We start from the raw sequence: 13,478 nt of genomic DNA on the forward strand, positions 1-13,478 counted from the left end.
AAAAAGCTGCTGGCTCGGGCCGCGTCACCGGCGGACCGTTGCTCCCGCCAGACACCGGTCGGCGCTGGCGCGCCTCCCTGCCAGGTCCGCGGTGCCAAGAACCGGCGCGCTACTCGCGGGACTGGCGGGCGTGGAGGGCGAGCTTGGTCGCCGCCGTGGAGAGCAGGGCGCCGATCGAGATCATGAACATGGCGACGAACCCGACCGCCCCCGAGTGCGGGCCCATGTCGGCCAGGCCGGCGGCGCCGAGGGAGCCGCTGGCCGCGGCCGAGGCCAGGGCCAGCAGCACGCCCGCCACCGGGCCGGCCAGGGCGGAGGCGCCGAGCAGCGGGACCCACGGGCGCGCCGGGTCGTTGCGCAGCGACCGGCGGGCCAGCAGCCAGCCCGCGACCAGGGCCGCGGCCAGCGGCAGGCCCAGCAGCAGCGGCGCGTAGCCGGTGGCGGGCGTCGACGGCAGGCCGGCCAGCAGCGGTACCGCCGGCAGCGGACCAACTGTCACGTGCGCCGCACTGATGTAGGTCTGCGCCCCGATGGTGAAGCCCGGGCCGATCAGGTAGCTCGCGGCCCACGCGGTCACGTCGGGGGCGAAGAGCGCGCACACCACGACCAGACCCACCTGCCCGGCGATCCCGGTGTGGTAGTCGTCGATGATCTGGCTGGCGTCGCCGCCGGAGAACGCGACCGCCATGCCGGTCGTCGCGGCGCCCGCGCCGAGGACGAGCAGGGCGGCGACGGCGCCGGTGCGGGTCGCGTCGCGCACGACCCGGGGCGTGCGGGAGGCCAGCCGGGCAATCCCGCGGGCCTCGGCGAGGGCGCCCAAAAGGCCGGTGGCCAGGCCGAACGCGGCGAACGTGAGGGTGGCGCGGACGGCGGAGACCTCGACGCCCTGGTGGTCGGCGACCGTCGCGGCGAGGGCGCCGAGCGCGGCGTACACGACGCTCACCCCGGCCCCGGCGCGCACGGCGGGCCACGCCGACCAGGGCGAGCCGCGCCTGCGGGCCCGGGCGCCGATGGCGCGGGAGGTGTTGACGCCCGCCCGGTACATCCGCCAGGCGGCGATGGCGGTCAGGCCCAGCGGGGCCAGGCTCATCGGGCCCAGCCCGGTCTGCAGCGGCACCCAGTGCGCGAGCAGCCAACCGGCCAGGCCGAGCCGCAGCACGTCGGCGAGCGGGACGCCCGAGGAGTCGAAGGCGAAGAGCAGCCAGACCACGACGAGGGTCGGCACCAGCGAGACGAGCGCCGCCCACAGCGCGTTGACCACCGCGGCCACGGCCAGCGGGGCGCGCCGGGCCGGCCGGCGGCCGGGATTCCGGCCGCGGACCGCGCGCCGCTGGATCGGCAGCCGGACGGTCTCACGGTCGGCGAGCCGGGTCGGCGCCCCGTCGTCCGGGTCCTCTGGGGTGGTCGGCATCGCCTTCACTCTGCCAAAGTCCGGACGGCCGGTCACTAACCCCGGCCGTCCGAACTTGCACGATCGATGCCGCTCAGAGCGCGGTGACGATGTCCCGCATGAGGTTGGCGGTCTCGGTCGGGGTCTTGCCGACCGCCACCCCGGCCGCCTCGAGCGCCACCTTCTTGGCGTCGGCGGTGCCCGCCGAGCCGGAGATGATCGCGCCGGCGTGGCCCATGGTCTTGCCGGGCGGGGCGGTGAAGCCCGCGATGTAGCCGACCACCGGCTTGCGCACGTTGGCCTTGATGAACTCCGCGGCCCGCTCCTCGGCGTCGCCGCCGATCTCGCCGATCATCACGATCGCGGCGGTCTCCGGGTCAGCCTCGAACGCGGCGAGGGCGTCGATGTGCGTGGTGCCGATGACCGGGTCGCCGCCGATGCCGATGGCGGTCGAGAAGCCGATGTCGCGCAGCTCGTACATCATCTGGTACGTCAGCGTGCCGGACTTGCTGACCAGGCCGATCTTGCCGGGGCCGGAGATGTCGGCCGGGATGATGCCGGCGTTGGACTTGCCGGGGCTCGCGATGCCCGGGCAGTTGGGGCCGATGATCCGGGTCTTGTTCCCGGTCGCCTGCACGTGGGCCCAGAACGCGGCGGTGTCGTGCACCGGCACGCCCTCGGTGATGACCACCGCGAGCGGGATCTCCGCGTCGATCGCCTCGAGCGCCGCCGACTTGGTGCCGGCCGGCGGGACGAAGATGACGCTGACGTCGGCGCCGGTCTGCTCCATCGCCTCCTTGACCGAGGCGAACACGGGCAGCTTGGTGCCGTCGAAGTCGACCTGCTGGCCCGCCTTGCGCGGGTTCACGCCGCCGACCACGTCGGTGCCCGCGGCGAGCATCCGCCGGGTGTGCTTGGAGCCCTCGGCGCCGGTCATGCCCTGGACGATGACCTTGCTGGACTCGGTCAGCCATACCGCCATGGTCGTTACACCCCACTCGCTGCGAGCTCGGCGGCGCGCCGCGCCGCACCGTCCATCGTGTCGACCCGCTCGATGAGCGGGTTCGCGGCGTCGTCGAGGATGCGCCGCCCCTCCTCGGCGTTGTTGCCGTCGAGGCGGACCACGAGCGGCTTGGTGACCGCCTCGCCGCGGTCCTTGAGCAGCTGCAGCGCCTGGACGATGCCGTTGGCCACGGCGTCGCAGGCGGTGATGCCGCCGAAGACGTTGACGAAGACGCTCTTGACGTCGGGGTCGCCGAGCACGATCTCCAGGCCGTTGGCCATGACCTGGGCGCTCGCGCCGCCGCCGATGTCGAGGAAGTTGGCCGGCTTGCTGCCCAGCCCCTCGCCGGCGTAGGCGACCACGTCGAGGGTCGACATGACCAGGCCGGCGCCGTTGCCGATGATGCCGACGTTGCCGTCGAGCTTCACGTAGTTGAGGTTCTTCTCCTTGGCCGCCTGCTCCAGCGGGTCGGTCGCGGCCTTGTCCTCGAGCTCCTCGTGGCCGGGGTGCCGGAAGTCGGCGTTCGCGTCGAGGGTGACCTTGGCGTCGAGGCACAGCACGGTGCCGTCGGTGGTCTTCGCGAGCGGGTTGACCTCGACCAGCGTGGCGTCCTCGGCGACGAACGCCTGCCACAGCTTGACCGCGATCGCCACCACCTGGTCGGCGACGTCGGCCGGGAACTTGGCCTGCTCGACGATCTGCCGCGCCTTCGCCTCGTCGACGCCCTGGAGCGCGTCGATGGCGACCCGGGCCACCTTCTCCGGCGCCTCGTGCGCGACGGTCTCGATCTCCATGCCGCCGGCGACGCTGGCGATGCACAGGAAGGTACGGTTCGCGCGGTCGAGCAGATACGAGAAGTAGTACTCCTCGGCGATGTCGGCCGTGGTGGTGACCATCACCTTGTGGACCGTGTGGCCCTTGATGTCCATGCCGAGGATGTTGGTCGCGTGGGCGGTGGCCTCGTCGGCGCCCTCCGCCAGCTTCACGCCGCCCGCCTTGCCGCGGCCGCCGACCTTCACCTGGGCTTTGATGACGACCCGGCCGCCGAGCTCCTCGGCGATCACCCGGGCCTCTTCAGGGGTCTCGGCGACGCCGCCGCCCAGCACGGGCAGCCCGTGCTGGGCGAAGAGGGCGCGCCCCTGGTACTCGTACAGGTCCACAGTTGGTCCCGTTCCGTCAACCGTGCCGCCTGCCCCATCGCGAGGACGGCTCAACGTTCGCAGCCTAACCGCGGGCTCACCCAGGGCGACCGTGCGGGCCAGCCGATGTGCGCGATTCCACTCTGTACCGGTTTCGGCCCCCCATGCTCTCTCTTCCGGGGGACAGCCGGCCGCCCGCGTAACCGCCCCGGCGGCCCGTCGTTGAGAGCAGTGTCGGCCCGCCCACGGGGAAAGCCCCGAGGGTAGGGCCGGCACCAAAGCGGCCGATGCCCTGTCGGTCGAGGGGTGGCGGCGGGGCATCGTGCGATAGAGGGGCCGGACGTGTGAGGGGTGCGTCCGGCCCCTCCCCTTTCCGGCACTCTCGGAGGTTCACCGCGGTGAATGCTGCGCTCGCGCGCGCCACCTACCGCGGCCGGCGCCGCCGGCCGCGCCCCCGCGGCCGCTACCTGGCGGTGCTCACCGCGGCGGTGATCGGCTCGGCCATCGCCGCCCTCGGCACCGCCGCCGCCCTGCCGCAGCCGCGCACCGACGCGCTGACGATGGAGGCGAGCGGCAACTTCGACGACATCGGTACCCGAACGGGCGAGCGGGCCAGCCGCAGCGACGCCCACGGCACGGTGTCGACCGCCAACCAGCCCGCCCCGGACGTGTGGGTCCTCCCGCTGCGCAACTACACGCTGACGTCGTTCTTCGGCGAGCGCTGGGGCCGGCTCCACCCGGGCGTGGACCTGGGCGCGGCGCAGGGCACCCCGTTCACCGCCGTGGCCGCGGGCAAGGTGATCCTCTGCCGCTGGAACGGCGGGTACGGCAACAATGTGATGATCGACCACGGGGACGGCATCGTGACCGTCTACGGCCACGCGTCGAAGCTGCTCTGCGAGGAGGGCCAGACGGTGCAGGCGGGCGACCGGCTGGCCCTGGTGGGCAACACCGGCCACTCGTTCGGCTCCCACCTGCACTTCGAGGTCCGCCGCGACGACAAGCCGATCGAGCCGCTGGCCTTCATGCGCGAGCACGGGGTGGACATCCAGCGGCACAAGGAGTCGATCTACTCCTGAGCGGGGCTCACAGCTTGTCGAGCGCGGCGTGCCGCAGGACGATCCACATCACCTGGTCGCCGAAGTCGATCTGCGCCTGGGCGCGCGGCCCCGCGCCCTCCACCGCCAGCACCCGGCCGAGGCCGTAACGCTGGTGGTTGACCCGGTCCCCGACCGCCAGCGACGGCACGTCGCGGGCCAGCTCGCTGGCCGTGGACAGCTTCGAGGCGTCCAGGCCGAGCTTCGCCGCCAGCTGCGCCGCCTTCGGCGTGCCGCCCACGAACGACGACGTGCGGGACTGCGTCGCGCCCGACCCGCGCCCGCCGACCCCGGCCCGCCCCGACCAGCTGGTGTAGGCGGCGTCGGTGCGCTCCCAGCGCACCAGCTCCGGCGGCAGCTCCTCCAGGAAGCGCGACGGCGGGTTGTAGGCCGGCTGCCCCCAGGCCGAGCGGGTCACCGCCCGGGAGATGTAGAGGCGCTGGCGGGCGCGGGTGATGCCGACATACGCCAGCCGCCGCTCCTCCTCCAGTTCCTTGCGGTCGCTCATCGCCCGCTGGTGCGGGAAGACGCTGTCCTCCAGCCCGGTGAGGAAGACCACCGGGAACTCCAGGCCCTTGGCCGTGTGCAGGGTCATCAGGGTCACGACGCCGGTGTGGTCCGGGTCGTCGGACGGGATCTGGTCGGCGTCGGCGACCAGCGAGACCTGCTCCAGGAAGCCCGCGACGCTCGGCGGCGGCACCGCGGTCGCGTCGCCCTGCTCGGCGGCGACCGTGACGGTGGCCTCGGTGCGCTCGGTGTACTCCCGGGCGACGCTGACCAGCTCCTGGAGGTTCTCCACCCGGCCCGCCTCCTGCGGGTCGGTGCTCTCCTCGATCTCGCCGAGGTAGCCGGAGCGCTCCAGCGCCGCCTCCAGGACCTCCTCGGGCAGCGCCGTCTCGGCCAAGGTCCGCAGGTCGTCGAGCAACGCCACGAACTCGCCGATGGCGTTGACGGCGCGGGTGGAGATGCCCGGCGCGTCGGCCGCGCGGCGCAGCGCCGCGCCGAACGAGATCCGCTCGCGGCTCGCCAGCGCCTCGATGCACGCCTCGGCCCGATCGCCGATGCCCCGCCGCGGCGTGTTGAGCACCCGGCGGACGCTCACCGTGTCGTCCTCGTTGACCACGGCGCGCAGGTACGCCAGCGCGTCGCGGACCTCCTTGCGCTCGTAGAAGCGCACCCCGCCGACGACCTTGTAGGGCAGGCCGAAGCGGATGAACATCTCCTCGAACACGCGGGACTGCGCGTTGGTCCGGTAGAACACGGCCACGTCGGCCGGGCGCACGCCCTCGTTGTCGGAGAGCCGGTCGATCTCCCGGGCCACCCAGTCGGCCTCGGCGTGCTCGGTGTCGGCGACGTAGCCGACGATCTGCTCGCCGTCGCCCTGGTCGCTCCACAGCCGCTTGGGTTTGCGGTCGCTGTTGCGCCCGATGACGGCGTTGGCCGCGTTGAGGATCGTCTGGGTGGAGCGGTAGTTCTGCTCCAGCAGGATCGTGTGCGCGTTGGGGTAGTCCCGCTCGAACTCCAGGATGTTGCGGATCGTCGCGCCGCGGAACGCGTAGATCGACTGGTCGGCGTCGCCCACGACACACAGCTCGCCGGTGTCCCCGACCAGCTCCTTCACCAGCATGTACTGCGCGTGGTTGGTGTCCTGATACTCGTCGACGAGCACGTGGCGGAACCGCCGCCGGTAGGTCTCGGCGACCTCGGGGTGGCTCTGCAGCAGGTGCACGACCCGCATGATCAGGTCGTCGAAGTCCAGCGCGTGCGCCTCGCCCAGCCGCTGCTGGTAGAGCGTGTAGGCCTCGGCCAGCGCCCGCTCGGCCGGCCCCGACGCCTTCGCGGCGAACGTCTCGGGATCGACGAGCTCGTTCTTCAGGTTGGACACCTGGGTGGCCAGGCCGCGCGGCGGATAGCGCTTCGGGTCGAGGTCGAGCTCGCGCGAGACGAGCTGCATGAGCCGCCGCGAGTCGTCGGCGTCGTAGATCGAGAACGTCGACTTGAGCCCGGCGTGGTCGTGCTCGGCGCGCAGGATCCGCACGCAGGCCGAGTGGAAGGTGGACACCCACATCAGCCGGGCACGGTTGCCCACCAGCTTGGCGACCCGCTCCTTCATCTCGCCGGCGGCCTTGTTGGTGAACGTGATGGCGATGATCTCGCCGGGGTGCACGTGGCGCTCCGCCAGCAGGTAGGCGATGCGGCTCGTGAGCACCTTGGTCTTGCCGGAGCCGGCGCCGGCCACGATGAGCAGCGGCTGGCCCTCGTGGGTCACGGCGTCGCGCTGGGGGCCGTTGAGCCCGTCCAGCAGGTCGCGCTTGGGCGGTCTGGGCTGCGCCGCCGGGGCCTCGGGCTGCGGCGGGCGCGACTGGGGTACCTCGAAGAGAGCATGCATCGCAGGGGCGAGTCTATGCCCGCTCGTACTGATGACCGAAAACCGACGCGTCCCAACTTCCGGCAAGACCTTTCCGCCGCGACGGGGGTCGTGCCATACTCGGCTCGTGATCGAGCGTGCGCGCTACTACTTTTTTTACGGCTACCGGAGTCCGGCAGCCGTAGGTCGCGCCTGATCGCTAAACCTACCGACGCCCCGGGCTCCGAAGCCCGGGGCGTTCGCGTTCCCGGGGGCCGGAGCACGGAGCCAACCCGACGAGGACGAAGAGAAATGGCCGCCATCACCATGGAACAGCAGCCCGCCGACGCCCAGCCGGCGACGCCCGATGAACACATCGCCGGCCTGCGCCACCGCATCGACGAGATCGACGCCGCGCTCGTCGCGCTGTGGAAGGAGCGGGCCGCGATCTCCCAGGAGGTCGGCAAGACCCGCGTCGCCGCCGGCGGCACCCGCCTGGTGCTCTCCCGCGAGCGCGAGATCCTGGAGCGCTTCAGCACGGAGCTCGGCGCCGACGGCACGCAGCTCGCGCTCCTGATCCTGCGCGCCGGCCGCGGTCCGCTGTAATAGGTGCATGACCTTTCCCCCATCGGCCGCGCCGCTCACCGACGTCCAGCGCGTGCTGTGCGTCCTGGCACACCCCGACGACGTCGACTTCGGCTCGGCCGGCACGGTCGCGACCTGGGTCGACGCCGGCCTGGAGGTCGCATACCTGCTGGTGACCAAGGGCGACGCCGGCGGCTTCGACGACACGCCCCGCGAGCAGATGCCGATCCTGCGCGAGGCCGAGCAGCGCGCCGCCGCCGCGGCGGTCGGCGTGAAGCAGGTCGAGTTCCTGGAGGGCTACCGCGACGGCATCCTCGAGCCGACCATCGGGCTGCGCCGGGACATCACGGCGGCCATCCGCCGGTTCCGGCCCGACCGGGTGCTGACCAGCTCGCCGCTGCGCCGCTGGGACCGCATCGCCGGCCCGAGCCACCCCGACCACCTGGCCGCCGGCGAGGCGACGACGTGCGCGGTCTACCCGGACGCGCGCAACCCGTTCACCTTCACCGACATCGGCCTCGACCCCTGGACGGTCCGCGAGATCTGGTACAGCGGCGGCCCGAACCCGGACCACTTCGTCGACGTCACCGACGTGTTCCCGCGCAAGCTGGCGGCCCTGCGGGCACACGTGTCGCAGACGTCACACCTGGACGGCTTCGACGAATTCCTCCGCGAACGCCACCTGCTGCTGGCCCGCGCCGGCGGCCTCCCCGACGGCCACCTGGCCGAGGCCTTCAGCATCTTCCAAACCGCCTGATCCGCGCCCTCCGTCCCGCTGCGTCCGATAAGTCGGGCGCTCCGCGCCACGACTTATCGGATTTTTCGCCTGACGGGGCATAAGTCCGAAAAGTCCGGACACGAAGTGTCTGGACTTTTCGGAGCGACCACAAGTCTCCGCGATCATGCACACCCCCACACCGACACCCATGGTTTTTCATGATCACGGAGATATACGGTACCCAGGCCTACGTTTAGTCTCCGCGATCACGAAAAACCCGTGGTGCACACGACCACTCGAGCATGATCACGGAGACATAGCGCCGCGCCGAGCGCATGTCCGGCCGCCCGCTCCACCGGCAGCGCTTCCGCACGATGCGGTTAGCGCTCTCGCACGACGCAGTTGGCGCTTCCGCGCGATGCGGTTAGCGCTTCCGCACGACGCAGTTGGCGCTTCCGCGCGATGCGGTTAGCGCTTCCGCACGATGCGGCTAGCGCTCTCGCACGACGCGGTTGGCGGTTTCACGCGGGGCGGTTGGCGGTCGAGAACGCGAAGAGCCACGACGAGTGCGACCACCGGCACACGAGGAGCCGGACACCCGCGCCGCGGCCAAAACGAGCCCACGAACCACAACAAGCCCACGAACCCGACGCGCCCCACCACGGACAACAACCAGCCCATCACCGAAGCGCGCCCAGCGGGCGGGCAAGCGACCATAGGGAGCCCGAGACGGGAGCCCCGACGAGCCTGAACCCCCGACGCGCCCGAGCCCCCCGAGCGACCGAGCCTCCGACGCGCCTGAGCGAGCGACCGGGCACGCGGAGGCCGGGGCAAGCCCGGCGGACCTGACGCGATCCAGCGCGGACAGGGAGCGGCCCGGCAGCGAAGCGCGGCCGGTGGCCGCGCAGCGGCCATGGGGGGTCCGGGGTGGGAACCCCCCGGCCGCGCCCGAGCGAAGCGAGCGCCAGGCTAGAAACAGCCAGGCTAGAAACAGCTTCAGACCAGGCGGCGGTCGGCGGCCCAGCGGGAGAGCTCGTAGCGGTTGGACATCTGCAGCTTGCGCAGGACGTTCGAGACGTGCGTCTCGACCGTCTTGATCGAGATGAAGAGCTCCTTGGCGATCTCCTTGTAGGCGTACCCCCGGGCGAGCAACCGCAGCACCTCGCGCTCCCGGTTGGTCAGTTGGTCCAGCTCAGGGTCGGCGACCGGGGTGTCGGGCCGCGCGGCGAAGGCGTCGAGCACGAAGCCGGCCAGCCGGGGGCTGAACACCGCGTCGCCGTCGGCGACCCGGCGGATGGCGTCGGCCAGCTCGTCCGGCGAGATCGTCTTGGTCACGTAGCCGCGGGCGCCGGCGCGGATCAGGCCGATCACGTCCTCGGCCGCGTCGGAGACCGACAGGGCCAGGAAGCGCACGTGCGGGTGCGTGCGGCGCATCGCGTCGAGGACCGCCCGGCCGCCGCCGTCGGGCATGTGGACGTCGAGCAGCACGACGTCGGGCTCCGCCGCGGAGATCTTCTGCACCGCCTCGGCCACCCCGCTCGCCTCCCCGACGACGTCGACGTGCACGCCGAGCTCGGCGCGGACGCCGGCGCGGAACATCGCGTGGTCATCGACCAGGAACACCCGCAGCCGCTGGGACTCTTCGCCGCTCATCGTTTCTCAACCTTCACTCGTGACGGGGGTGCCGGGCGACGCGGCGGGACGGCGCCGCTTGGACTCGAGCTCGACGGGCATGCTCAGGCGCACCTCGGTGCCCTCGCCGGGCGTGCTGCGGATCTCCGCCTTGCCGCCGTGGCGCTGCATGCGCAGCATGATGGAGCCGCGCACGCCGTGGCGGTCCGCGTCCACCGCGGCGAGGTCGAAGCCGGCGCCCCGGTCGCGCACGAAGACGCTGACGGAGTCGGGCTCGACCTCGGCGTACAGCGAAATGGTCTGCACCTTCGCGTGCTTGGCCGCGTTGACCAGCGCCTCGCGCGCGGCCGCGACGATCGCGCCGACCTTCTCGTCGACGTCGACGTCGCCGACGACCACGGTCTCGACGGCGACCGCGAAGGTGTCCTCGACCTCGGCCGAGGCCTCCTCCAGCGCCGCGCTGAGCTTCTCCACCGGCGAGGCGGTCGGCTTGTACAGCCAGTTGCGCAGCGTGCGCTCCTGGCCGCGGGCGAGGCGCTGGACCTCCTTGACGTCGCCCGCGTTGCGCTGGATGAGCGCCAGCGTGTGGAGCACCTGATCGTGGATCATGGCGGCCACCTCGGCCCGCTCCTGTTCCCGCACCCGCGCCTCGCGCTCGGCGGTGAGCTGGGTGAACATCCGGTACAGCAGGGGCGCGAGGGCCAGCCCGACGCCCGCCAGCGCGACCGCGGCGAACGCGAGCCCGTAGCCGAGCGAGGAGAACGGCACCCCGCGCAGCGGCACGACCCCGACCACGAACACGCCGATGATCCCGGCGATGACCAGCAGCCCGCCGCCGACGAAGCGGATCAGGTACGACCGGCGGTTGTTGTCCATCACCGCGCCGAGCCACGGCATCCCGGGCACCGCCGCCGACCAGCGCTCGCGCCGCTTCGGGTCGGCCTGGTGCCAGATGATGCCCGCGCCCAGGGCGATGATCGCGGCGAGCCAGCCGATCACCGCCTCGACGTCGCCGTCCGGCTGCACCATCGCCCGCAGGACCCCGATGCCGACCCCGAGCGCGAGGAAGGAGAACAGCTGGTTGACGTTGCGGGCGCCGCGCCCGGCGTGGGGCGACATCGGTAGCACCGCCCAGAACACCGCGTAGAGCAGCGCGCCGAGCCCGCCGAAGGCCGCCAGCACCACGAACGACCCGCGGATGAGCAGCACGGGCGCACCCAGGTGCGCGGCGATGCCCGTGGCGACGCCGCCCACGACCCGGTCGGCGGGCTCGCGGTAGAGGCGTCGGGCGGGGATCGGGCTGGTCATGGCGCTCGTTTCTCAGGTTCGCGGCTCAGGCACTTCAGATCGTCACACGGATGAGGACGGCGGGACCACTCCGAGCGCCCCGGAGCCGGCAGAATCAGGGTGGCGTCAGGGTCGATGCCTGAGGCGCCGCAGGTGCCCGGTCCGCCAGCATTGATGGCATGACGAAACCGCCTGCCGCCGACGAGCCGGCCGCCAACGCCGCCGCGGAACCGGCCGCGGAGCCGGTGGACGCTCGCCCCACCGCGCCCGGCGCCGGCGATGCGACCACCCAGGACCTCCCCCCCACACCCGAACCAGCCCCCGACGCCCCTGTCCCGAGCGGCACCGCCGACGAACCACGCTACGAGGCCGACTACGTGGCGGGCGACAACCCGGCACCCGCCGCCGAGTGGCCGGCCGCCGACGACACGCCGCCTCCCCCGCCGCCAGGAACAACGCCGCCCGGCGCGGTGCCACCGGGAGCGACGCCGCCGCCGTTCGGTGGCGGGCCGTTCGGCAACCCGCCGCCGTTCGCAGCGGCCCCCGGCTTCAACCGGGCGATGCTCGTGCGGCCGCTGCAGGGCCGGTACATCGCCGGCGTCTGCGCGGCCGTCGGCCGGGCCACCAACACCGACCCCACGCTGTGGCGGGTCATCTTCGCCGTGCTGAGCCTGGCCGGCGGGGTGGGCATCGTGGCGTACCTGCTCGGCTGGATCCTCCTGCCCGCCGAGGGCGACACCGGCTCCCCGCTCGAGGCGCTGCTCGGCCGCGGCCGCTCCGGCACCTCCGCCCCCCTGGCGATCGTCATCGGGGTCGCCGCGGTCCTCACGTTCCTGCTGGTCATGTCCCAGAACGTCGGCGCCGCCCTGGTCGGCATCGCGGTCGTGGTCGGCGTGGTCGCGCTCGTCGTGCGCGGCCAGGGCGGACCGGCCGGGGGCCCGCATCCGGCACCCGCCGGGCCGTTCGCGCCGCCGCCGCCTCCCCCTGGCCCGCCGCCGGGGCCGTTCGCGCCCACATCCGGACCGAAGCCGTTCGGACCCATGTCGTTCGGGTCGCCGTCATTCGGATCCGGACCAACCGCGCCGGCGCCCACCGTGCCGCCGGCCGCGCCGGGACCGGCCGCGGCGGCGCCGACCCCGCCCGGACCGCCGCCGACCAGGGTGTTCCCGGCGACGGGTGAGCCGCTCGTGGCGCCGAATCCGGCCGGTTACCGCGCGCCGTTCGCGCCGCGCGGGCCGTATGTCGGCAGCCCCTACGCGGCCAGCCTCGGCTACCCGCCCAACATCCCGGTGCCGCCGTATCCGGGGCTGACGACGGCGCCCAAGCCGCCACGGCCGCCGAAGGAGCGCTCCAAGCTGGGCCGGCTGACGTTCTCGTTGATCGTGCTGGCGCTCGGGGTGCTGGCCGCGCTCGAGGTCACGGTGGTCGACTTCAAGGCCAGCACGTTCTTCGCGGTACCGCTCGCGATCACCGCTCTGGGCCTGATCGTCGGCGCCTGGCTGGGCCGGGCGCGGGTGCTGATCCTGCTCGGCGCCCTGCTGAGCATCGCGCTGGCGATCTCGACCGCGGCGAGCGGCGTCCATGTGCCGCGCGACACGCAGAACCTGCACATCTCGCCGACGACGGTGGCCGAGCTCGGCACGCGGTACTCGACCGACGCCGGCAACATCGACGCCGACCTGAGCCAGCTCGACCTCGCCGGCCAGGACCCGCCGCCGCCGGTGCAGTTCCGGGCCGGGTTCGGCAACATCGACATCACGGTGCCGCCGAATGCCGACGTCACGGTCGACGTGCACATCCAGGGCGGCGACTGCAAGGTGTTCGGCAACGACTGCGGCGGGTTCAACCAGACCGCCACCTACACCGACCTCGGTGAGGACGGTGCGGGCGGGGGCACGCTGCACCTGAACGTGGACATGCGCTACGGCAATGTGAGGGTGGATCGATGAAGCCGCACCGTCTGGACGGCGTCTCGCTGACGTTCGGCCTGATCTTCCTGGGCATCGTGGTGGTCTGGCTGTTCAACCAGGCCGTCTCGATCCACCTCAACGCGGGCTGGATCGTGGCCGTCGGCCTGATCCTTTTCGGGGGGCTCGGCCTGGTGGGGGCGCTGCGCTCGGACAAATCGTCCGCGCGGGGCAAGGCCGGGCAGCAAACGGATCCGCATGACTACGACCTGGACGTCGAGTAACGGATTCGCGCACGGAATATGCTGGCCGGCGGGGCACGTCCCCGCCGGCCAGCAACCTTTTTCGAGCATTCCCTGAGGAGCCCGTTTCA

11 protein-coding genes are annotated in these 13,478 nt (G+C 72.5%); 5 read left to right on the forward strand and 6 right to left on the reverse strand.

Annotation, left to right across the window (positions count from 1 at the left end):
• Positions 1-109 precede the first annotated feature (109 nt).
• The 3 genes from ACQPXD_RS51570 to sucC all read right to left on the reverse strand — a co-directional run bounded on the left by ACQPXD_RS51570 (position 110) and on the right by sucC (position 3,553).
• Positions 110-1,411 (reverse strand): cell division protein PerM, encoded by a 1,302-nt coding sequence (locus ACQPXD_RS51570; RefSeq protein WP_432831781.1) that lies wholly within the window; start codon positions 1,409-1,411, stop codon positions 110-112.
• Positions 1,412-1,484: 73 nt separating this feature from the next.
• A complete protein-coding gene (gene sucD / locus ACQPXD_RS51575) occupies positions 1,485-2,372 on the reverse strand; it encodes a succinate--CoA ligase subunit alpha (protein ID WP_432831783.1) in 888 nt (295 codons plus the stop codon).
• A gap of 5 nt (positions 2,373-2,377) precedes the next feature.
• On the reverse strand, positions 2,378-3,553 hold the full coding sequence (sucC, locus tag ACQPXD_RS51580) for an ADP-forming succinate--CoA ligase subunit beta (RefSeq protein WP_432831785.1): 1,176 nt from the start codon (positions 3,551-3,553) through the stop codon (positions 2,378-2,380).
• Between the two features lie 377 nt (positions 3,554-3,930).
• On the opposite strand from sucC, the gene ACQPXD_RS51585 reads away from it, so the two are divergent.
• The gene (locus ACQPXD_RS51585; RefSeq protein WP_432831787.1) at positions 3,931-4,611 is read left to right on the forward strand and encodes a M23 family metallopeptidase; all 681 of its coding nucleotides are present in this window, start codon (positions 3,931-3,933) and stop codon (positions 4,609-4,611) included.
• Positions 4,612-4,618: 7 nt separating this feature from the next.
• Here ACQPXD_RS51585 and pcrA read toward each other — a convergent pair whose 3' ends face one another.
• Positions 4,619-7,018 carry a DNA helicase PcrA gene (pcrA, locus tag ACQPXD_RS51590; protein WP_432831789.1) on the reverse strand — a complete coding sequence of 800 codons (2,400 nt, stop codon included), beginning with the start codon at positions 7,016-7,018 and terminating at the stop codon, positions 4,619-4,621.
• 285 nt (positions 7,019-7,303) lie between these two features.
• On the opposite strand from pcrA, the gene ACQPXD_RS51595 reads away from it, so the two are divergent.
• Together ACQPXD_RS51595 and ACQPXD_RS51600 are read left to right on the forward strand one after the other, a co-directional pair.
• Positions 7,304-7,582: a chorismate mutase gene (locus ACQPXD_RS51595; protein ID WP_432844270.1), complete on the forward strand. Its 279-nt coding sequence runs from the start codon at positions 7,304-7,306 to the stop codon at positions 7,580-7,582.
• 7 nt (positions 7,583-7,589) lie between these two features.
• Complete coding sequence (locus tag ACQPXD_RS51600) at positions 7,590-8,318, forward strand: PIG-L deacetylase family protein (RefSeq protein ID WP_432831791.1); 729 nt, start codon at positions 7,590-7,592, stop codon at positions 8,316-8,318.
• A 957-nt stretch (positions 8,319-9,275) separates the two neighbouring features.
• Here the strand turns inward: ACQPXD_RS51600 and ACQPXD_RS51605 are convergent.
• Positions 9,276-9,932 carry a response regulator gene (locus ACQPXD_RS51605; protein ID WP_432831793.1) on the reverse strand — a complete coding sequence of 219 codons (657 nt, stop codon included), beginning with the start codon at positions 9,930-9,932 and terminating at the stop codon, positions 9,276-9,278.
• A gap of 6 nt (positions 9,933-9,938) precedes the next feature.
• On the reverse strand, positions 9,939-11,219 hold the full coding sequence (locus ACQPXD_RS51610; protein ID WP_432831795.1) for an ATP-binding protein: 1,281 nt from the start codon (positions 11,217-11,219) through the stop codon (positions 9,939-9,941).
• Between the two features lie 158 nt (positions 11,220-11,377).
• Here ACQPXD_RS51610 and ACQPXD_RS51615 point away from each other — a divergent pair, with 158 nt between their 5' ends.
• A complete protein-coding gene (locus ACQPXD_RS51615) occupies positions 11,378-13,147 on the forward strand; it encodes a PspC domain-containing protein (protein ID WP_432831797.1) in 1,770 nt (589 codons plus the stop codon).
• Positions 13,144-13,389: a hypothetical protein gene (locus ACQPXD_RS51620; protein WP_432831799.1), complete on the forward strand. Its 246-nt coding sequence runs from the start codon at positions 13,144-13,146 to the stop codon at positions 13,387-13,389. The genes ACQPXD_RS51615 and ACQPXD_RS51620 overlap by 4 nt, the downstream gene beginning before the upstream one ends.
• The last annotated feature ends 89 nt before the right edge of the window (positions 13,390-13,478 follow it).

It is taken from the genome of Dactylosporangium sp. CA-092794 (assembly GCF_050948465.1).
Lineage (GTDB): Bacteria > Actinomycetota > Actinomycetes > Mycobacteriales > Micromonosporaceae > Dactylosporangium.

What these genes read in the sequence shown, in the direction of transcription:
- pcrA (WP_432831789.1), bottom strand. Translation starts at nt 7,018, where the DNA reads ATGCATGCTCTCTTCGAGGTACCCCAGTCGCGCCCGCCGCAGCCCGAG.
- ACQPXD_RS51595 (WP_432844270.1), top strand. Translation starts at nt 7,304, where the DNA reads ATGGAACAGCAGCCCGCCGACGCCCAGCCGGCGACGCCCGATGAACAC.
- ACQPXD_RS51610 (WP_432831795.1), bottom strand. Translation starts at nt 11,219, where the DNA reads ATGACCAGCCCGATCCCCGCCCGACGCCTCTACCGCGAGCCCGCCGAC.
- sucD (WP_432831783.1), bottom strand. Translation starts at nt 2,372, where the DNA reads ATGGCGGTATGGCTGACCGAGTCCAGCAAGGTCATCGTCCAGGGCATG.
- ACQPXD_RS51620 (WP_432831799.1), top strand. Translation starts at nt 13,144, where the DNA reads ATGAAGCCGCACCGTCTGGACGGCGTCTCGCTGACGTTCGGCCTGATC.
- ACQPXD_RS51615 (WP_432831797.1), top strand. Translation starts at nt 11,378, where the DNA reads ATGACGAAACCGCCTGCCGCCGACGAGCCGGCCGCCAACGCCGCCGCG.
- ACQPXD_RS51605 (WP_432831793.1), bottom strand. Translation starts at nt 9,932, where the DNA reads ATGAGCGGCGAAGAGTCCCAGCGGCTGCGGGTGTTCCTGGTCGATGAC.
- ACQPXD_RS51570 (WP_432831781.1), bottom strand. Translation starts at nt 1,411, where the DNA reads ATGCCGACCACCCCAGAGGACCCGGACGACGGGGCGCCGACCCGGCTC.
- ACQPXD_RS51600 (WP_432831791.1), top strand. Translation starts at nt 7,590, where the DNA reads ATGACCTTTCCCCCATCGGCCGCGCCGCTCACCGACGTCCAGCGCGTG.